The 18712-nt window shown below is 70.9% G+C and carries 18 protein-coding genes and 2 pseudogenes; 4 read left to right on the forward strand and 16 right to left on the reverse strand.

Annotation, left to right across the window (positions count from 1 at the left end; genetic code table 11):
• Window positions 1-29 precede the first annotated feature (29 nt).
• The 5 genes from ACGFZQ_RS42050 to ACGFZQ_RS42070 form a co-directional block, all read right to left on the reverse strand.
• Window positions 30-1388 carry a condensation domain-containing protein gene (locus ACGFZQ_RS42050; RefSeq protein ID WP_393844868.1) on the reverse strand — a complete coding sequence of 453 codons (1359 nt, stop codon included), beginning with the start codon at window positions 1386-1388 and terminating at the stop codon, window positions 30-32.
• Window positions 1389-1401: 13 nt separating this feature from the next.
• Window positions 1402-2178, reverse strand: coding sequence for an ABC transporter permease (locus ACGFZQ_RS42055; protein ID WP_393844869.1), 777 nt, complete (start codon window positions 2176-2178; stop codon window positions 1402-1404).
• Window positions 2175-2969 carry an ABC transporter permease gene (locus tag ACGFZQ_RS42060; protein ID WP_393844870.1) on the reverse strand — a complete coding sequence of 265 codons (795 nt, stop codon included), beginning with the start codon at window positions 2967-2969 and terminating at the stop codon, window positions 2175-2177. The genes ACGFZQ_RS42055 and ACGFZQ_RS42060 overlap by 4 nt, the downstream gene beginning before the upstream one ends.
• Complete coding sequence (locus ACGFZQ_RS42065; protein ID WP_393844871.1) at window positions 2966-3853, reverse strand: ABC transporter ATP-binding protein; 888 nt, start codon at window positions 3851-3853, stop codon at window positions 2966-2968. The genes ACGFZQ_RS42060 and ACGFZQ_RS42065 overlap by 4 nt, the downstream gene beginning before the upstream one ends.
• Before the next feature lie 211 nt (window positions 3854-4064).
• Complete coding sequence (locus ACGFZQ_RS42070) at window positions 4065-4532, reverse strand: hypothetical protein (RefSeq protein WP_393844872.1); 468 nt, start codon at window positions 4530-4532, stop codon at window positions 4065-4067.
• Between ACGFZQ_RS42070 and ACGFZQ_RS42075 the strand changes: the two genes are divergently transcribed.
• The 3 genes and pseudogenes from ACGFZQ_RS42075 to ACGFZQ_RS42085 form a co-directional block, all read left to right on the forward strand.
• On the forward strand, window positions 4476-5396 hold the full coding sequence (locus ACGFZQ_RS42075) for a nucleotidyltransferase family protein (RefSeq protein WP_393844873.1): 921 nt from the start codon (window positions 4476-4478) through the stop codon (window positions 5394-5396). The genes ACGFZQ_RS42070 and ACGFZQ_RS42075 overlap by 57 nt on opposite strands.
• A 16-nt stretch (window positions 5397-5412) precedes the next feature.
• The gene (locus tag ACGFZQ_RS42080) at window positions 5413-7290 is read left to right on the forward strand and encodes an amino acid adenylation domain-containing protein (RefSeq protein ID WP_393844874.1); all 1878 of its coding nucleotides are present in this window, start codon (window positions 5413-5415) and stop codon (window positions 7288-7290) included.
• A gap of 271 nt (window positions 7291-7561) precedes the next feature.
• Window positions 7562-7950: pseudogene (locus ACGFZQ_RS42085) on the forward strand (transposase); the annotation flags it as partial.
• A gap of 269 nt (window positions 7951-8219) precedes the next feature.
• Here ACGFZQ_RS42085 and ACGFZQ_RS42090 read toward each other — a convergent pair.
• The 10 genes and pseudogenes from ACGFZQ_RS42090 to ACGFZQ_RS42135 all read right to left on the reverse strand — a co-directional run.
• Window positions 8220-8780, reverse strand: a complete 561-nt coding sequence (locus ACGFZQ_RS42090; protein WP_393844875.1) for a hypothetical protein — start codon at window positions 8778-8780, stop codon at window positions 8220-8222.
• A gap of 289 nt (window positions 8781-9069) precedes the next feature.
• Window positions 9070-10632: a carboxylesterase/lipase family protein gene (locus ACGFZQ_RS42095; RefSeq protein WP_393844876.1), complete on the reverse strand. Its 1563-nt coding sequence runs from the start codon at window positions 10630-10632 to the stop codon at window positions 9070-9072.
• A 15-nt stretch (window positions 10633-10647) separates the two neighbouring features.
• Complete coding sequence (locus ACGFZQ_RS42100) at window positions 10648-11283, reverse strand: GPP34 family phosphoprotein (protein ID WP_393844877.1); 636 nt, start codon at window positions 11281-11283, stop codon at window positions 10648-10650.
• 114 nt (window positions 11284-11397) lie between these two features.
• Window positions 11398-12057 (reverse strand): response regulator, encoded by a 660-nt coding sequence (locus ACGFZQ_RS42105; RefSeq protein ID WP_393844878.1) that lies wholly within the window; start codon window positions 12055-12057, stop codon window positions 11398-11400.
• Window positions 12057-13226: a sensor histidine kinase gene (locus ACGFZQ_RS42110; protein ID WP_393844879.1), complete on the reverse strand. Its 1170-nt coding sequence runs from the start codon at window positions 13224-13226 to the stop codon at window positions 12057-12059. Before ACGFZQ_RS42110 ends, ACGFZQ_RS42105 begins: the two co-directional genes overlap by 1 nt.
• A gap of 340 nt (window positions 13227-13566) precedes the next feature.
• On the reverse strand, window positions 13567-13740 hold the full coding sequence (locus ACGFZQ_RS42115) for a hypothetical protein (protein ID WP_393844880.1): 174 nt from the start codon (window positions 13738-13740) through the stop codon (window positions 13567-13569).
• Between the two features lie 6 nt (window positions 13741-13746).
• A complete protein-coding gene (locus tag ACGFZQ_RS42120; RefSeq protein ID WP_393844881.1) occupies window positions 13747-14226 on the reverse strand; it encodes a SpoIIE family protein phosphatase in 480 nt (159 codons plus the stop codon).
• On the reverse strand, window positions 14199-14879 hold the full coding sequence (locus ACGFZQ_RS42125; protein WP_393844882.1) for a hypothetical protein: 681 nt from the start codon (window positions 14877-14879) through the stop codon (window positions 14199-14201). The genes ACGFZQ_RS42120 and ACGFZQ_RS42125 overlap by 28 nt, the downstream gene beginning before the upstream one ends.
• Window positions 14876-16678 (reverse strand): thiamine pyrophosphate-requiring protein, encoded by a 1803-nt coding sequence (locus ACGFZQ_RS42130; protein WP_393844883.1) that lies wholly within the window; start codon window positions 16676-16678, stop codon window positions 14876-14878. The genes ACGFZQ_RS42125 and ACGFZQ_RS42130 overlap by 4 nt, the downstream gene beginning before the upstream one ends.
• A 232-nt stretch (window positions 16679-16910) precedes the next feature.
• Window positions 16911-17531 (reverse strand): annotated as a pseudogene (locus ACGFZQ_RS42135) (FAD-binding oxidoreductase); the annotation flags it as partial.
• A 214-nt stretch (window positions 17532-17745) separates the two neighbouring features.
• On the opposite strand from ACGFZQ_RS42135, the gene ACGFZQ_RS42140 reads away from it, so the two are divergent.
• Entirely contained in the window at window positions 17746-17943 is a 198-nt protein-coding gene (locus ACGFZQ_RS42140) for a hypothetical protein (RefSeq protein ID WP_393844884.1), read from the forward strand.
• Here the strand turns inward: ACGFZQ_RS42140 and ACGFZQ_RS42145 are convergent.
• Window positions 17901-18626: an ANTAR domain-containing protein gene (locus tag ACGFZQ_RS42145; protein WP_393844885.1), complete on the reverse strand. Its 726-nt coding sequence runs from the start codon at window positions 18624-18626 to the stop codon at window positions 17901-17903. The two genes, ACGFZQ_RS42140 and ACGFZQ_RS42145, sit on opposite strands and share 43 nt — an antisense overlap.
• Window positions 18627-18712: the final 86 nt, after the last annotated feature.

Consider the following 18712-nt stretch of genomic DNA (forward strand, 5'->3'; position numbering starts at 1 on the left):
TGCGGAACGTGGCCGATGTGCTGTGCCGCTCACCGCGTCAGGCTCCCGTCGGCCGCGGCCGCGCATCTGGACAGGACCGCGTCCAGGTCCGCGTCCGCCGCATCGGCAAGCCGCCGCAGCTCCTCGTCGTACCAGCCCAGGAGGGCATGCAGCCGGGGCTGCGGGATCAGCCGGGGGTCGGCCCGGACGACCACGGGCATGTCGGGGCCGCCACGGATCTTCACGTCCAGCCGGGGGCCGATGTGGCGGTTCGGATACGTCGCCTCGATGTGCCCCGGGCCGGGCCGCGGGCCGGAGTCCGCCGGGCTGTCCTGGGCGACGTCGTGGGCCATGAAGTTGAAGAAGTGGTCGAAGCCCAGAGTGATCCCGCGCTCGGTGCGCACCAGGTCGGCGACCGTGTCGAGGTCGTAGGAACCGAAGCGGTATGCCGTGAGCGCCGCCGCCTGGACGTCCTTGGCGAACGTGGCGAAGGCGCCGGAGCCGCCGATGGTCAGGGGCAGCGGCACGTACTGGTTCATGGAGCTGACGACGCCGTTCCACGGGGCGGTGAAACGGTTGCTCGATTGGAGGGTGAGGACCACTTGCGGGCTGTGGGTCACCGCCGCCGTGGCCAGCGCGGTGAGCGCGAGAAGGATGCCGTGGGGCGGTACCCCGAGCCGCCGGTACGCCGTGCCCAACGCCCGGCGGGCGCCGGGTGAGTGGAGCACGGCTTCGATGCGCCCGGGGGTCTGCCCGGCTTGGTCGGGCACCGGGAAGAGGTGCGGAGGCAGCGTGTCGAGCAGTCGGTGCCAGCGTGCGAGGGCGGCCTCGTGCCGGACGCGGCCGGCCGGTGAGCGCTGGGTGAGGGCCAGGTCGCGCGGCTGCGGCGGGTCCTCGTCCAGGAGCCGTCGGCCCTCGGCGTCCGCGTCACCCAGAAGCGCGGCGAGTTCGCGGTGCAGTCGGCGCAGGCCGTAGCCGTCGGCGACGATGTGGTCGACGACGACGACCACGTACACCGGCTGCCCTTCGCTGGTCACCACGGTGAAACGGCGGGCGAACTCCGTTGCCCTGCTGAAGCATTCGGCGGCCGGCACGCGGGCCGCCGCCTCGGCCTCGGCCGCGGTGGCGCCCGGTTTCTCGACGGCCTGGATCTCCACCCGGCCGGGCCCGGGACGGACGATTTGGACGGGCCCCGTGGGGGTGGCGGCGAAGTGCGTGCGAAGGGACTCGTGCCGCTCGCACAGCCGGCGGCAGGCCGCGGCCACGGTCTCGACGGAGCAGCCCGGCGGGGCCGGCACCGCCGTACTCAGGTAGGTCTCCGGCCAGCGCTCGGGCGGCCAGTCCGCCATGACCCGCCACACGGACAGCTGACCGAACGTCAGCGGGGCTTCCCCGGCTTCCGGTGTCATCGCTGCACCCCTCTCACCTGCGGTCCAAGGCGGCGTTGGCCCGGCTGCTACGCTCCAGCACCCGCAGCAGGAGGAGCGCCAGCAGCAGCAGTACGGCCGCCTTGAGCAGCTCCCAGCCCAGCAGCCCGAGGATTCCTCCGGCCCCGGTGAGGGCGCGCCGGGCAGCCTCGACACCCTGGGTCATGGGCATCACCGTGCCCAGCGCCGCGAGCCACCCGGGGAGCCGGTCCAGGGGGATGTTGATGCCGCACAGCAGGAGCATCGAGTACAGCATCACGTTGGCGAGGAACGTGGACTCCAGCGTACGCAGCCCGACGGCTCCGATGACCAGACCGCAGGCACTGCACGACAGGGCGGTGACCAGGACCGCGGCGAGCAGCGGCAGGGCCGCGAAGACCGGGACGGAGACCCAGCCCAGGGCGGTCCCGAGGACCAGCATCACCGCGGTGGCGAACGCTCCGATGAGGACCGGGGGCACGATGCGCCCAGCGAACATCACCGCGCGGTTGGCCGGGGTGGCCAGCACCGCCGTGAGGGTGCCGCTGAGCCGCTCGCCCTGCACCGACATGGCCGGCGCGAACAGACCCACCAGCGCCGAGGCGTTGAGGGCGTTGCCCACCACGTAGTACTCGGTGGGATAGGTGTCCAGATACCGGCCGAGGCGGACGAACCAGATCAGCTGGACCACGGGCACGCCCAGCACGGTGGGGATGAACGCCGAGGGCCGCAGCCAGCGGAACAGCGCAAGGTGGGAACGCCATCCCGCGACGAAGAACAGCCGTAACGTCACTGCAGCGACAGGCTGCCGCTGGAACGTGCCAACCACTCGAATCTCCTCTGCAGTGGCAGGGTGATCACGACATAGACGACGGAGAGCGCGACGCACATCCCCACGGCCCGGGCGGCCGCCCCGGCCGTCCCGGTGGCCGCCCCCTCCAGCGCGTACACGCCCCAGGTGGGGGCGAGGGCGCGGGAGACGGCCTGGACGGGATCCGGCAGCGTGGAGACGGGCACGAGCATGCCGCTGAGCATCCAGACGGGATACTCGAAGAAGTTGGCCAGCGACTGCGCGGTCGGATACAGGATGAACGCGGAGGCCATCAGCAGCCCGAGCATGCCCAGCGCGAAGACGGTCGCCAGGACCGCCACAACGAACAGCAGGGGGTGCTGGACATCCAGCGGCATGTCGAACAGCAGGGCGCTCCACAGCAGCGTGGCGCCCAGGCCGTAGACGCCGAGGGACGAGGTGGCGATCGCGAACGGGAGGGTGATCAGGAAGGTGGAGCGGGGGCTCGCGACCAGGGGTTCGAGTACCTGCGTCAGCCGCAGCCGGTTGATCGCGTTGCCGGAGCCGAGGAGCGTGGAGGACCACATACCCATCAACCCGGCGCTCAGGGCCACTTCGATGGGGGCGACGTCCCGGCCAGAGCCGCGGAACATGTAGAAGGCCAGCGACGCGAAGATCAGAGGCAGGAAGACCGACAGAAAGATGTACAGCCGGCTGCGCAGCAACTGGCGCAGCTCCAGCCGCCACGCCCGGAAGAGGTAGCCGGCGCCCGCCCTGAGTCGGGCCGGGGTCACCGGCGGGCCCCGGAGATCAGGGAGACGTAGGCGTCCTCCAGCGTGGGCTCGCGTTTGAGCACCTGGAGGATCGCCAGACCCTGGAGTTCGGTGAGCACGGCGGCGGTCACGTCGGTGTCCTGGCCGCTGTGGACGTCGAGCACTTGGCCGGCGGCCCCGGTCGACACGCTCACCGAACGGACCCCGGGCAGCGTCCTCAGCCTGGCCGTGTGATGCTCGCCCACGCCGTTGACGTGCACGGTCAGCACGACCTGGCCGTCCGTCCGCTTCTTGAGGGAGTCGGGGGTGCCCTCGGCGATCTTCCGGCCGTCGCGCATGACCGCGACCCGGTCGCACAGCTCGTCCGCCTCGAACATGTAGTGCGTGGTGAGCAGGATGGTGCGGCCGCGGCGGAGCTGTTCCCGGACGAGGCCCCGCAGTTCCCGGGCGCCCACCGGGTCGATGCCGTTGGTCGGCTCGTCGAGGATGACCACCTCGGGGTCGTGGAGCAGCCCCCGGGCGATGTGCAGGCGCTGCTTCATGCCCCGCGAGTAGGTCTCGACCCGCTTGCGCTCGCTGCCCAGCAGCCCGACGGTCTCGAGCAGTTCCGGGATCCGCCGTTTCTGCTCCCGGTACGGGATTCCGTACAGGTCGGCGAAGAGCAGGAGGTTGTCTCGGCCCGACAGACGGGCGTACAGCCCCGCGTCGCCACCCAGGATCACCCCGGTCAGCCGGCGTACCCGCTGTGCCTCGGTGACGACGTTGTGGCCGAGCACCTCGGCCCGCCCCGAGCTCGGCAGCAGGACAGTCATCAGGATCTTGGCGGTACTCGTCTTGCCGGCGCCGTTCGGCCCGAGCAGACCGACCAGCTCGCCGCGTTCCACACTGAGCGACAACCCGTCCACGGCCCGTTTGACGCGCCCCTGGGATCCGCGAAACGTTCGCGTCAGGTTGCTGATCGAAATAGCCGGTCCGAGACGAGAGCTCTCCATTCGAAACCTCACACAGCTGCCGTAAGCGGAATCGCGAGCATTGAGATGCGCAGACAAACAGCTTGATCGAAGACGACTTTGTGGACTCTAGCCACTGCTCGAAGCGGCGATCAATCGCGGTCGGTCATGTTGGCCGGAACTGACCTGCACTCGGTGTCATGGCCGAAAAGATCCTTGATCCTGATGGATGCTCAAATCTAAGCTGCTCAACCGTGTTTGCCTGACGGAATACGGAATTCCAAAACTCTTGACCGTCACACTGGCATGAGGAGCCGGATTGCCTGAGCTGCGGGCACTTCCCGTTGCCGACCGTATTGCCCTGGTCCGATCCATTCTTGAACCATTCCCCGAGCCTGCCTCCAGTGTTCATCACGAGCATTTCGGGCGTATTATCGAAGAGCGCGGCGTACATACCGTATTTGGATATCTGAGGCGTCGCAAACTGGTCAATGCCGCACTGGCGGTTCATGGCCGGCATCCGGGGGTCGGCGACGAGCAGGGACCGTTCGGGCTCTCGCTGCGGATCGGCCTCGCCGTGCGTGCCCTGCAGGTAGCCGAACTGGCCCGACTGGCCGAAGCGTTCGATACTCAAGGACTTGAGTGGATCGCCTACAAGGGCGTGGTGCTCGACCATCTGGTGGACAACCTGGACATCCCCTCGCTCAGCAACGACATCGACGTCCTGGTGCGCCGGGTCCGGCTGGCCGAGACGCGCAAACTGCTGGAGTCCCTCGGGTATCGGACGGAGCTCAGGATCGACAGCGGCAGGGTGCGGCAACTGCCCGCGCGGATCAGCCGGATGACGGAAGAGTCCGTCTATCTCTTCGGCCAGTGCGCACCTTACGACCGGCTGGTCGCCGTACCGGAACTGCGGGACGAGGCCGACCGCGTCCGGGAACTGATGCCGACCCAGTTCTGCGTGCTCGACGGCGAGCTGCACTTCAAGCTCTCCATCGACCTGCACTACAGCCTCAACCTGCTGACCGACGACATCGGCACCCGGGTGAAACCGGCGGAGCCGGTGTGGTGGGAGCAGCTCCAATGGGTGGGGGTCGGCGGGACGGAGGTGCCGACCCTCGCCGACCGCGTGCTGTCCTGGGTGCTGCTGCACCGGCTCTATGTGGACTGCCTGGTGCTGGGCACTGCGGGCGTGAAGGGCTTGAGCAACGTCAAGCTCCTGCACCGGGCCGGGCGCCTCGACGTCCCGCACGTGCGGGACACGGCGCGGAAGTTCCCCTACCTGGGACCGTCGCTGCTGTACAGCCTGCGCGCCGCCGACCAGATCTGCGCGCTGGGGCTGGACCCGGACATCGACCTGGCGGCCGTCCGTGGAACCGTCGCCCCGCTGATGAACGCGGGCGACTGCCTTCCGGCCCTCCTGGACTTCGGCCTTGACCTGCGGCTGGGGCCGCTCGGGGCCGACGCCGCGGACGCGGTCACGGCACGGACCTTCTGAGACGGAGACTGCGGGCATGCCGAACCTCGGGGTATGGGGCCGATGCACCGACCGGGACCGGGAGATCATCGAGAGACTGCAGGGAGCGGTGGAACCCGTCCACGCCGAGGAGGTCCTCCGGCAAGTGAGGCGCCACCTCATGGAACGCGGACCGGTCACCGCGCTCATTGACGGAGCACGCCGATGGACCTACCGGGACCTGGGCGAGCGAGTCTTCGGGATCTGCGCTGCGCTTCAGGAGGCCTTCCCCCTCCCTGGCGGCCGAGATCCGGCCGTCTTCGGCGTCGCGATGGAACGCTCGGCCGACCTGGTTGCCACGGTCCAGGCGATCTTCCTCACCGGCAACGCCTACTGTCCCCTGAACCCGGCCGAGCCGCGGGCCTGGACCGAGGGCATCGCCGAGCGGAGCGGCGCCACCGCGGTCGTGGTGCCGCACGACGGTCCACGGCCTGTCTTCGGTAAGCAGTTCGAGCTGCCCGCGGAAGGAGCCGCGGTGACACCCGTCCGACCGGTGGCCGTCGGTCCCGACACCCCCTCCCAGGTCATCTTCACCTCGGGCTCGACCGGCAGGCCCAAGGGAGTGGTCTGCACCCACGGGGGATTCGCCAACCGGATCCGTTGGATGCAGCAGATGTTCCCGCTCACCGGTACCGACCGGGTGGCGCTCAAGACGCCGTTCACCTTCGATGTGGCCGGATGGGAGCTGTTCTGGCCGCAGTATGCCGGTGCCGCCACAGTGGTGGTGACGCCCGGTGCGCACACCTCACCGGAGACGCTGATCTCGCTGTTCACCGCACACGAGGTGACCGTCACCCACTTCGTGCCGTCGATGCTACGGCTGTTCCTGCGAGCGGAGGGGGCCCGCCGCTGCCCCTCGCTGCGCATGGTCTTCTGCAGCGGTGAGCCGCTTCCCGCCGACCTGGTCGAGGAGTTCGGTCGCCAGTCCACCGCCCGGCTGCACAATCTCTACGGCCCCACGGAGGCGTCCATCGACGTGACGCACTTCCCGGCGGACGGCCCGGCGCGGCACCCTGTCCCCATCGGGCGGCCCATCACCAACACGCACCTCTACATCCTCGATGAGGACCGGCGGATCTGCCCGGTCGGCGAACCCGGCGAGATCTACATCCACGGCCTCGGGGTCGCGGCCGGTTACCGGGGCGTCGGCAAGGAGGACGCCGACCGCTTCTCACCCCCGCCGCTGCCGGTGCAGGGCCTAGGCTGGCGTACTTTCCGTACCGGGGACTTCGGCAAGTACACCAACGACGGCCAGATCGAGTTCCTCGGCCGCCGGGACGGCCAGGTCAAGATCAGGGGCCAGCGGGTGGAACTAGCCGAGACCGAGCACGTGCTGCGCACCTACGGCGCGGTCCGGGAAGCCTGTGCGCTGGTGCGCAAGACGGCGGCGGGTCGCGGCGGTCTGGTGGCGTATGTCGTCCTCGACCCGGAGCACGCCCTGCCCGACCCGGTGGGCGACCTGATGAACCATCTGATGTGCCGTCTGCCCAGCAGATCGGTCCCGGCGCGCATCCTCCTCGTCGACGAGCTGCCGCTCACCGCACACGGAAAAGTGGACCGTGGTCGGCTGCCGACGCCCGCCCAGGGACGTCCGGACCTTGCCACAGAGTTCGAAGCTCCGTCGACCAGGCTGGAGTTGCTGATCGCGAGCATCTGGGCTCAGGTGATGGACCTGGATGAGGTGGGCACCCGGGACGACTTCCATCTGCTGGGTGGGGACTCCCTCGCCGCCGTGGAGATCTCGTTCCTGATCGCGGAGCGGTTGGGCCTGGACTACGACCACGACCTCGTCTCCGAGATCCTTCTGGGCGGGGACACGGTGGAGCACTCGGCGCGGATCGCGCGGGCCGGCGGGGTGCCGGACGCGACCGTGTGACCCGGTCGGCAGAGACAGAGTACCGAGTCGAGATGGCTGGCCGTCAGACGCGCGCCGAGCTGTCAGTGGGGAATGGCCAGCGACTGGCACACTGCCTGCGCTGCCTTCGACGAATCCGATACCCGTGTGCAAGACCGACCATCCATCCGTGACCATGGCGCGGGAGACCTGGTCCAAGCCGGATAGTCCAGGCATATGATTCGCTGCGCTGGGTGTTTCCAGACGGATTCGCCCTCGGCAGATGAGAAAGAGTCCCAAGGGACTGAAACCTCCCGGCCTCGGCGTCCAGCTCGGCGCCCGGGTGCTCGCTGATATCGGGGACGACCGCGGCCGTTTCGCCGACGCCCGCGGCCTGAAGGCATACGCCGGCTCCTCGCCCATCACCCGGGCTTCGGGTAAGAAGGCCAGCATCACCCGCCGCTGGGTCAAGAACGACCGCCTCAACCACGCCGGCTACCTCTGGGCCTTCTCCGCCCTCGGGCCTCGCCCGGAGCCATGGCCCACTACCGTCGCCGCCGCGATGAGCACGGGGACTGGCACGCTGCCGCCCGGCGCAACCTCTGCAACCGCATGCTCGGACAGATGTTCCACTGCCTCCAGCGACGCGAACTGTTCGATGAGAACACCGCATTCCCCACTGCCTTGGCCGCTGCGGCTTGACGACCTGGGGTCGTGAGGTGTCTATGCGGTCACAGCACCAGCGAGCATTCGCGGCTGTCCAGCCGACCCGGCGACAAGGTTCCTCGAATGCGCGGCCCTGCCTCCGTGCCGACGAAGCTCCTTCGACGACGTGCGGCACGCTCGCGACGTGATGGAGGGGGTCTTGCAGCAGTTGCCTCCCTGGCCCCGCGCCCAGCTGGAACGCCAAGTCCCCCAGGGGGCACGCCTCGGATGCGCCCCCACCTCTGATCGAGGCGACCGGCTCTGGTTCAGTCCGGCGGTGACTGTCCCTGTGGGGAGGGGGCGTGGAGTTGTTCTTGGAGGCGTGCGTGGCGGAATTCGTATGCGGCACCGGTTTGTCGGAGGACGCCTCGTTGGTGGGCTTCTTCGAGGAAGGCCATGAGGTGCCAGGGGAGTCGTCCGGAGGTACACAGCCACAGTCGGGTGATGAGGAGCCAGCACCAGGAACTGAGGAAGATGGCCAAGGGGCTGACGGGTAGCCAGATCATGACTGTGATCGCGACGTATTTCCACGTCTCTGCAGCTGCGGTTTCCAAATAAGTGTAGGCGAAGAGGAGCACGACAAGGATCGCTGACGTCATCAGTGTGACGCCTCGTGTGATGACGGTGGCCCGGTCGGTGTCCAGGATGGCAAGGGGGCTGACGGCTCGTGCGGTGTCGGCCGGGGAGGCCAGAAGGCCAAGGAGACCGGCGGTCAGGCCGCTGATCAGGCCGAGTGCGAAGCCGATCGCCAGGCTTAGTCCCAGGGCCTGGACGAAGAGCGCAGTTGGGGGCAGAACGGCCAGCCACTCGGCATCGCGGTCGGGCACTTCAGCTGGGTGGAGAAGTGCGCGCGGCCACCATGGAGGTGGTGCCGGGCCTCCATGGTGGCCGGGGGTGCCGTGCTGACCTGTGCCGACTTGGACGTGGCGTAGGCGTGGATGGCCGGTATGGCCCGCAGATTCAGGCGTAGGTCGACCTGCGGGGCACGGCGTACGTCCTGGACGCCTTCGCCCGTGTGATCGCGCCTGGAGGGGTCGGCAGGGCGGCGACCGGAACCGTCACGGGCTCACGAGAAGGATCCCCGGGCCTGAGCCGAGTCGGGTCACGTGTCCGTGGTCATCCGAGGGCGTTCCAGAAGGTGCAGTGGTGGCGGAGTTCTGCCGTGCGGGTGGGGACGACGTGGTCCGGCGCCAGGGACAGCACCGTCTGCCGGGGCCAGGGCGGGGACGACGGACCGTTCGGGTCGGCGGTGCGGGCGAAGCGGGTCCAGTAGTCGATCATGGTGTCGGCCAGCCGGCGTTGCGCCGCGGTCAGGTCGCGGGGGCGGCCGCCGAGGTCGAACAGATAGGGCAGTTCGCTCGCGTGCGGCGCGCCGAGCGGGAACGGCGGCGTGCCCGGGGTGAGCGACGGGGCGTGCTCGTCGGCGAACTCGTAACGCCAGACCGGCACTCGCGCGGCGAGCAGGCCGCCGGTGCGTGCCGTCGGGCAGGCGAAGTTCGCGTCGCCGATGACTGCGCCGAACACCGGACCCCCGTCGGTGCGGTGCACCGGGTACTCGCGGACGATCGCCTTGGCCTGCCCTGGGGAGGGGAAGAAGGCGGACACGACGTCGGGCCAGGTGCCGGGGGTGACGGGGTTGCCGGCCTGGACGATCCCGGCGGCCCAGCCGTTGCCCTCGTCATGGTTGTTGCCGATGAGCACGGGGACGCGAGGGAAGCGACCGGCGGCGATCGCCGCCGCAGGGTCGCTGGGCAGCAATGGAGTGTTGTACGCGGGCTGTTGGTCGGTGTCCTGGGCGGCGAGCAGACGGGAGACAGCCACGCGCCGCAGACAGTCCACCACGTCGTGGGCGGAGCCGCAGCCGACCTCTGCCGCCAGGTCCGCGCCTGTGGCGCGTGCCGTGGACAGGGGGACGGAGGACGGGGCGAACGGACGGTCGGGGCGACCGGTGCACGGCCCGCTCTCGATGATCGCCCGGTCGAAGAGCGCCGCGGCGGCCGGTGAGGCGAGCTGGGCGCAGACGCTGTAGCCGCCCGCCGACTCGCCGGCCAGTGTCACGTTGTGCGTGTCGCCGCCGAAGGCGCCGATCTCGGTGCGGACCCAGCGCAGCGCCGCCTGCTGGTCGGCCAGGCCGAAGGTGCCGGAGCCGGGCAGCCCGCCGGGCGCGAGGAAACCGAGGGCCCCGAGGCGGTAGTCGACCGTGACGACCACGACGTCGCCGCGGGTGGCCATGCGGTGGGCGTCGTAGGAACTGCCCGCCCCGGTGGTGAACCCGCCGCCGTGCAGCCACACGATCACCGGCCGGGGGCGTGCGGGTCCCGCGCCGTCAGGTGTCGTGATGTTCAGGTGGAGGCAGTCCTCGTCGGCGCTGCCGCCGGGCACCTCGCCGGCCGGTTGCGGGCAGGCACTCGCGGGCCGGGTCGCGTCCCGTACCCCGGGCCAGGGGGCTGCGGGGCGGGGCGGCGCCCAGCGCAGGCCGCCGACCGGGGGCTCCGCGTAGGGGATGCCCTCGAAGGTGCGGTAGCCGTCGTGGGCGGCGCCCCGCACCACGCCGGCGTGGGTACGCACCGTCGTTGCGGCGGGCCGGTCGGGCTGGGTCGGCGGCGCTGCGGACCAGGCCGTCGCGAGCACGGCGGTCAGGGCGCAGCCCAGAGCGGTCAGGACGCGGTGCATGCTCATCGTCTCCCCGTTCGGTCAGCTGCCGCCCATGCCGCCCTGTGCGGCGATCATGGTCGTCGGCAGCGCGCGTACAGCTTTCTCCAGTCCGGGCGCGAGGACGGCGAGCGACCTCGTGCAGGCGTCGATACGGGCCCGGAAGGCCGTGCGGTCCTGCCGTGACACGACCGAGCGGATGCGGCCCGCCGCGGCCAGGGCCAGCAGCGCGGCGTCGGCAGTGGGCACCTCCTGCACGGGGCCGTGTCCGTGCAGCACCGCGGACACGCGGGCACGGAGTGCGGCGGGCACGGCACGGTCGGTCACGGTCAGCCGCCGGGTGCCGAAGCGGGTGCGGGGCGCCTTGACGGTGAGAACTCCCGCCGCGGCGAGCCGGTCCTCCACCTGGACCAGGGTTCGCTTGCGGTGGCGGCGTACGAGGTGCTTCCAGCCGTGCCCGGCGGCGTCGCGCAGTACGTCGTCCAGGACCGGGTCGCCCGTCGACCGTGTGCCGGTCACGGTGACCGTGCCGCCGTCCTCTCCCAGCCGGCCGCGCAGCGCGAGGTCGGTCAGGGCGGCGGCCCGGACCAACAGCTCGGTCCGGGAGCGGTCGTAGGGGCCCTCGGCGGCGTTGTCGTGGGCGAGCAGATACATGAGGCAGGCCAGGTCGTCGATCACATCTCGACGCTACGGCCGCGCGCGCAGGCCGCGGATCGGCCGCGGGAACGGGCCGGCACTGGGAACACAGGAGGACCGCGACCCGGTCTCCTCCCTGAGGAGGAGACCGGGTCGTCAGGGTCGGCGCGGCTGCACGAGGCCGTGGTCGTAGGCGGCGACGACGGCCTGGACGCGGTCGCGCAGGCCCAGTTTGCGCAGTACCGCGGTGACATGGTTCTTGACGGTGGCCTCCGACAGGTGCAGCCGGTCGGCGATCTCCGCGTTCGACAGCGCCTGACCGATCAGCGTGAGCACCTCCCGCTCGCGGCCGGAGAGGTCCCGCAGGGAGGGCGGCGGCGCCGGGTCGGGCGTGGTGCGCAGGAACCGGTCGAGGACGCGGCTCAGAACGGTCGGCGCCAGCAGCGCGTCGCCGCGCGCGGTGAGGCGGATCGCGTCGACGAGTTCGGCGGGGCGCATGTCCTTGAGCAGGAAGCCGCTGGCCCCGGCCCGCAGGGCGGCGACCACGTGCGCGTCCACGTCCCAGGTGGTCAGCACGAGCACCCGGGCCCCACTGCCCGACGCCGCGATCCGCCGGGTCGCCTCGATACCGTCCAGCACGGGCATACGTACGTCCATCAGCACCACGTCGGGCGACAGTTCCCGTGTCAGCCGCACCGCCTCCCGGCCATCCGACGCCTCGCCGACCACCTCCAGGTCGTCCCGGGCGTCGATGATCATTCGGAATCCGGTACGGACCAGGGCCTGGTCGTCGGCCACCACCACACGCAGCGTCATCACGCGCCCTCCACCGGCAGCCGCGCCGCCACCTCGAAGCCTCCTCCGGCGAGCGGACCGGCGTGCAGGCTGCCACCCACGAGCCGCGCCCGCTCCGCCATCCCCGTCAGACCGCGTCCCGCTCCCGGCACGGCCGAACGGCCCTGCGATGTCTGCCCGTTGTCGACCACTGTGACCTTCACGTACTCCCTCTCGGCCGTCACGCGCACGCTCACCTCGTCGGCGCCGACCGCATGGCGCAGCGTGTTGGTGAGGGCTTCCTGGACGATCCGGTACACCGCCAGGTCCACTGCGGCCGGCAGCCCGGCGGTGGCGCCCTCGCGATGCATGTGCACCGTCATCCCGGTCGCGCGCACGGTGTCGGCCAACTCGTCCAGGCGCGCAAGCGAGGGCACCGGCTCCCGCTCCTCCGCAGCCTCGTCCGCCCCCTCGTCGGGCCCGAACGCCCGCAGCAGCAGCCGCAGTTCACCGAGGGCCGAGCGGGCGCCCGTCTCGATGGCCCGCAGCGCCTCGCGGGCCTGTTCGGGCCGCTGGACGAACACGTCGTCCGCAGCGCCCGCCTGAATGACCATCACCGACAGAGTGTGCGCCACGACGTCATGCACCTCACGCGCGATCCGTGCCCGCTCCTCCACCACAGCCCGGCGCAACTCCGCCCGCGTCCGTGCCTGCTGCGCCGCGCGCCACTGCCCCGCGGTCCACGCCAGAACCACCGCCAGCAGATAGACCGCCAGCCCCGCGGGTCCGCCGCCGGCCGCGAACGCCAGCGGCCCCGGCAGGCACATCGCCACGAGTGCCCGCACCGACACCCGCCGGGGCCTGACGGCCGACAGCACGCACAGCGAGACCTGCGCCGCGAGCAACGCCCCCGTCAAGCTCACCGCGGGCAGCAGCGCCCACACCGCGAGTCCCGTCGCCGTATTCGCGGCCAGTACGGCGACCGGGGCGCGCGCCTGCCACCTCAACGCGCAGACCTGCACGAGGACCAGGGCCACGGCCACCGCCAGACGCCGGCCGTGCTCCGCGCCGGCGACGAGCACCGAGGTGCCCAGGACGCCGAGCACCAGACCAGCCGGCCCCCACCACAACGCCCTGGCCGCACGGAGTGACAACTCGCCCCGAGCCTCCCCGGCGAACGCGTCCTCCGGCTGCCTGCTGCTGAGCTCCACGACCCGACCCTATCCAGCGTCGCGGGCCGGACCGTTCAGGAAATCACCGCCTGCGCGACGACCGTCGAGACCGACGGCAGCGGCTCGGCCCTCGAAACGAGAAACGGACTGCCACCATTCCTGTGGGCTGGGTCCGGCCAGGAAACGGAACTCCTCGGACGAGGCGGCGGTTGATCAGCTTGGTGGGCGTTCCAGGTTCTGCCGCTCGGTCACCCTGCGTCGGCGCGGATCCCCTGAGTCCCGGCCCGTGGACGCTGTCCACACCGCCGCCGGGGGCGAGGACTGAGGTATACCGGCGCCCGTCGGCGTCGCGGCCGTCGGAGGCCGCGATGTGCGAGGCTCAGTCCTCGCCTCGTACGACGTTCCAGTCGTCCCTCTGTCGCAACCGTCCCGCGTTGTTGTCGAGCGTCGCGCGCATGCAGGTGCGTATGCCTTGCCCGCGCAGGCGGCGCGCCCGCGACCAGCCCGTTTCGGGGCGGCGAACAGCGGTCGGGTTGCTGACTTCCGCAGTCACGGCGGATCACTTTCCTTCCGAGTCCGGCCTGTTGAGGTCCGATTCATCCTTCTCTGCCCCCGTTCTTCTTCTTGTCCGAGTGTCCAACGGGCCCGGCGTGAAACCTGGTTCAGCCCCGGCAGCGTGCGCCACCGGCCACGGCGTGAGGCTGTCCTGGTGTCCGGCACGCCGGCGCGGGGTCTCGTGAAGTGTCCGATGGCCGGAGTGGCGGCGGACGATGGAGTCGACGAAGCGGTCCCGCCCGAACTCGCGGCCCTCCGCGCCCCGGGCCTCGACGATGCCGTCGGCGTAGCGCAGGAGTCGGTCGCCGGGCTGGAGCCGGTGGTGGCGCACGGCGACGCACAGGTGAGCTGAATGGCCCAGCGGTTTCCCGTGCCGTGATCGAGGTCCGTGAGGACGCCGGTGACGCGCCGACCGGTGCCACGCGTTGCGAGAGGCCGCGACGGCCAGGGTGGCCGTCATCCCGGCGATGGCGGCGTGTCCCATGGCTGTGAGGGCCGACGCTGTCGGCAGTCAGACGTCTCTGTCGTCCGCCGGGCCGCCACGGGTTCACGGGTGGCGACCCGCGCGGTGCCGGATCCCGATCGCGGCCGCTCCCACCGCCGTCGCCGTGGCGACCGTGACGGCCGGGTGGCGGGCCAGTGCGGCCTGCCAGGAGTGGGCGTGGGCGCGGTCGTCGAAGGAGCCGTGTGCGCCGTGATCGGTGGCCGGCGAGTTGTCGGCCGGGGTGAAGAGATTGTCCGGGCCCGGCGGGCGGGGGGCGTCGGTCTGCTGGGAGGAGAAGCCGGTGCGGGCCAGGTAGCGGTCGAGGACGGCAGCGCGATGTCGACGGCGGAGATCGCCTGCGCGGAGACGCCCGGCAGACCGGCGTCGCGTACGGCGCGGTGCGTGGCCTCGTTGGCGCGCGGCACGTGGAGTGCCGGCATGCCGGTGGCGACGTCGGCGAGCAGGTCGTCGATGACCTTCGCGGTCGACGGCGGGGCGCAGGTGTACCCGAGTGCGGTGACCTCGCCGCAGCGGACGGTGGCCGGGACGAGCGTGGTGCTGTCCCAGGCCGGAGTGGAGTCCGCCTCCGGCGCGTCCGTCGGGACGGTGCGGACCGTGCTGTCCACCCGTTCGGCGATCGGCGGGTCGCTCACCCTCGCCCCGCTTCGTGCCGGTGCGGCAGGAACTCCTGCACCTTGGCCTTGAAGCCCTGCCGGACCATCGCCAGCCGGTCGCTGTCGCCCTTGAGGACGGCGGCCGCCGCGGCCTCGATCTGATCGAGGGTGGCGTGCGGCGGGATCGGCGGTACGGCGGGGTCGGTCACGAAGTCGAGCACACACGGCCGGTCGGCGGCGAGCGCGGCCTCCCAGGCGCCGGCCACCCCGCCCGGCTCGTCGATCCGTATGCCGGTCAGACCCAGCGAGCGGGCGAAGTCGGCGTACCGGACGTCCGGGATCGACTGCGAGGGCAGGAACTGCGGGGCGCCCTCCATCGCGCGCATCTCCCAGGTCACCTGGTTGAGGTCCCGGTTGTTGAAGACGGCGACGATCAGCCGCGGATCCTCCCAGTCCTGCCAGTACTTCGCGATGGTGATGAGCTCGGCCATGCCGTTCATCTGCATCGCCCCGTCGCCGACCAGGGCGATCGCCGGCCGGTCGCCGTGCGCGAACTTGGCGCCGATCGCGTACGGCACGCCCGGCCCCATGGTGGCCAGCGTTCCCGACAGCGAGCCCCGCATCGTCCCGCGCAGCTTCAGGTGCCGGGCGTACCAGTTGGCGGCGGAACCCGAGTCGGCGGAGAGGATGACGTCGTCCGGGAGCAGCCCGTTGAGGGTGTGGGTGACGTACTCAGGGTTGATCGGATCGGCGTCGACATCGGCCCGCCGCTGCATCACCTCCCACCAGTCCTTGACGTTGTTCTCGATCTTCGTCCGCCAGGAGGAATCCTCCATCTGCTCCAGCAGCGGCAGCAGCCGGCGCAGCGTCCGCGCGGCGTCGCCGACCAGGTTGACCTCGAAGGGGTAGCGCAGCCCGACCATGTGGGGGTCGATGTCGATCTGCACGGCCCGCGCCTTGCCGAACTCCGGCAGGAACTGCGTGTAGGGGAAGGACGAGCCGATGACGAGCAGTGTGTCGCACTCACGCATCAGCTCGTACGACGGCCGGGTGCCGAGCAGACCGATGGCGCCGGTGACGTACGGCAGGTCGTCGTCGAGGGCGTCCTTGCCCAGCAGCGCCTTGGCGACCCCGGCGCCGAGCCGGTCGGCGACCTCCTGCACCTCCGCCCGGGCGCCGCGCGCGCCCTGACCGATCAGGATGGCCGCCTTGCCGCCGGAGTTGAGCACCTCGGCGGCCCGCTGCAGGTCGTCGTCGTCCGGTACCGGGGCGTAGTGCGGCATGCCGAGGCTGGAGGGCACCATCTTGAAGGCGTGCCCGGGCGGCGAGTAGTCCAGCTCCTGGACGTCCGCCGGGACGATCACGGCGGTCACCGAGCGGCGTGCCATGGCGGTGCGCATCGCCCGGTCGAGGACGTTCGGGAGCTGCTCCGGGACGGTGACCATCTCGCAGAAGTCCGAGGCGACGTCCTTGTACAGGCTCAGCAGATCGACCTCCTGCTGGTACGAGCCGCCCATGGCACTGCGGTTGGTCTGACCGACGATCGCCACCACCGGCACATGGTCCAGCTTGGCGTCGTACAGACCGTTGAGGAGGTGGATGGCACCCGGCCCGGAGGTGGCCACGCAGACACCGACCCGGCCGGAGAACTTGGCGTAGCCGACGGCCTCGAAGGCGGACATCTCCTCATGACGGGACTGGATGAACCTGGGCTTGTTGTCCGCTCGTCCCCAGGCCGCGAGCAGACCGTTGATGCCGTCGCCCGGGTAGGCGAAGACATGCTCCACGTCCCACTCGCGCAGCCGCTGGAGGATGTAGTCGGAGACCTTCGTCGACATGTTCGGAACCTTTCCTGATGTTGACGTGCGATTACGGGCGGCGCAGCCGGCGTACGGCCCCCAGCGCTGCCGTGGCCGCCAGCGTCCCGGCGACGGCGGTGGCCGCCCACCGGGCCGTGCCGGAGGGGTCGGCGGGCCGCCGGGCCAGCCGTTCGGGCCGGTCGCTCGGCAGGGGGCCGTCGAGTGCGAGGGCCAGCGCCTCCGCCAGGTGCAGGGCCCGGCGTCCGGTGCCGCCCTGTTCGATCTGCGTGCGGCAGCTGAAGCCGTCGGCGATCCGTGCCCGCTCGGCCCGCGAGGTGGGCCCCACCCACATCCGCAGCCCGTCGTACGTCAGTACTTCGAGCCGGCGCACGTTGTCGGCCGTCTTCCCGTGCGCCTGCGCGGACGCCCGGCACGAGTTGTTGCCGATCAGGCCGCCCAGCGCGCAGTGACTGTGCGTCGACGGCTTGGGGCCGAACTGGAGGCGGTGGCCGGTGAGCCGCCGGTCGAGTTCGTCCAGGACGATGCCCGGCTCCACCACACAGGTGCGGGCGGCGGGGTCGGCCGAGACCAGCGCGTCGCAGTGCTTGCTCCAGTCGATCACCACGGCCGCGTTCGTCGTCTGCCCCGCGAGGCTCGTGCCGCCGCCGCGCGACAGCACCGGGACGTCGAAACCGGCGCACAGCTCCACCGCGCGGGCACCGGCCTCGACCGTGCGGGGGACGACCACGCCGAGCGGGACCTGCCGGTAGTTGGAACCGTCCGTGGAGTAGGCGCCCCGGCTGCCGGGATCGAACCGGACCTCGGCGTCGGTTCCGGCGCGCAGGGCCGTGACCAGGCCGTCTAGGGGGTCTGCGGGGACGCGTGTGCTCATGGCCGGCCTCCGGGCTGGTGCGCGGTTTCCTCCGGTACGGGCCACCGGGTACCCCGGAAGTCGACTTCCTCCGCCAGGACAATCCGGGCGCCCATGTGGGGACCGCTGCCGAGTACCCCGGTGGCCACCGGGTTGTGCATGGTGTGTCGCGCGGATGAGGAGGGGTACCGGGGAAAGTCGGGGCCTCGGCAGACCGGTCTCACGCGGGTTTCCCATGGCACTGCGTGTGCTGCCCCGGAAGGCCTGGCGGGACTGGCGGCGCTCAGACGACCTGCGGATCCCGCTCCACCCGGCCGAGGCGGAGGACGCGAGCCGCCGGTCCCTGCCGTACGGCGTGCGCCCCCTGTGGGTGGTGCCCGGCCCGGCGGCTCATTTCGGGTTCTCGGCTGTCTCGCGCGCGGCGGTGACCTGAGTGACCGCGGCGGACAACTGCTCCTGCGTGGTCGCGGGCAGCGGGCCGCCCCTGATGGAGTCCACCAGTTGCCTTGCGGTCAGGTGGAGCTTGGTGTTGGTGTTCTGGGATGTGGTCACCAGAACACTCCACGCCTCCTCGGGGGTGAGGACGAACGCCGCCATCAGGATGCCGCGGGCCAGATCGATGGTGTCCCGAGTCTGTAGCGCCCGCCGCAGTTGTACGACCTCGGTGCGCACGTCGATTCCGTGACCGTCGACAGGAGGCGGGGCGTTCAGGGCGCCGTCGGAGTGTCGCTGCCCGTCCGGCGCGGTGTCGGGGGTGAACAGCGGCAGGGCGCCCATGATCTCCAGTATCCGTTCCACGGCCGGGCTGACGTGGCGGATCGTGACCTTCTTGGAGTCCTTGAGGGCCTGTCGCCTGATGTTCAGCAGGGCGTTGAGCCCGGAGCAGTCGCAGAACCCGACACCGCCGAGGTCCAGCTCGAGTCCGCGCAGCGAACGGAGGAGCGCCGAACGCAAGGCGCACTGGAGCTGCTGGTCCGTCGTGAGGTCGAGGTCGCCGCACACCGTGACGAGGGTCCGGTCGCCCTCGTCGCGGCTGCGGATCGTGAGACCCGGCAGCTCGCGTGCACCGGCTCGGTCGGGCGTCCGCCCGGCGCCGGACTGTTCTGCTTCCCGCATGGTCCCGCTCCCCGCGGCATTCCTGCGCTCTCCAGATCCAGATTCACCCCGGGCGGCGATACACGTCAAGAGAAACAGGAAATAAA

Source organism: Streptomyces sp. NPDC048254, from assembly GCF_043201895.1.
Taxonomy (GTDB): Bacteria; Actinomycetota; Actinomycetes; order Streptomycetales; family Streptomycetaceae; genus Streptomyces.

Excerpts from the sequence above, each read along its gene's own strand:
- ACGFZQ_RS42050 (WP_393844868.1), bottom strand. The coding sequence starts at position 1,388 with ATGACACCGGAAGCCGGGGAAGCCCCGCTGACGTTCGGTCAGCTGTCC.
- ACGFZQ_RS42080 (WP_393844874.1), top strand. The coding sequence starts at position 5,413 with ATGCCGAACCTCGGGGTATGGGGCCGATGCACCGACCGGGACCGGGAG.
- ACGFZQ_RS42095 (WP_393844876.1), bottom strand. The coding sequence starts at position 10,632 with ATGAGCATGCACCGCGTCCTGACCGCTCTGGGCTGCGCCCTGACCGCC.
- ACGFZQ_RS42105 (WP_393844878.1), bottom strand. The coding sequence starts at position 12,057 with ATGACGCTGCGTGTGGTGGTGGCCGACGACCAGGCCCTGGTCCGTACC.
- ACGFZQ_RS42120 (WP_393844881.1), bottom strand. The coding sequence starts at position 14,226 with ATGGGACACGCCGCCATCGCCGGGATGACGGCCACCCTGGCCGTCGCG.
- ACGFZQ_RS42130 (WP_393844883.1), bottom strand. The coding sequence starts at position 16,678 with ATGTCGACGAAGGTCTCCGACTACATCCTCCAGCGGCTGCGCGAGTGG.
- ACGFZQ_RS42140 (WP_393844884.1), top strand. The coding sequence starts at position 17,746 with ATGGCACTGCGTGTGCTGCCCCGGAAGGCCTGGCGGGACTGGCGGCGC.
- ACGFZQ_RS42145 (WP_393844885.1), bottom strand. The coding sequence starts at position 18,626 with ATGCGGGAAGCAGAACAGTCCGGCGCCGGGCGGACGCCCGACCGAGCC.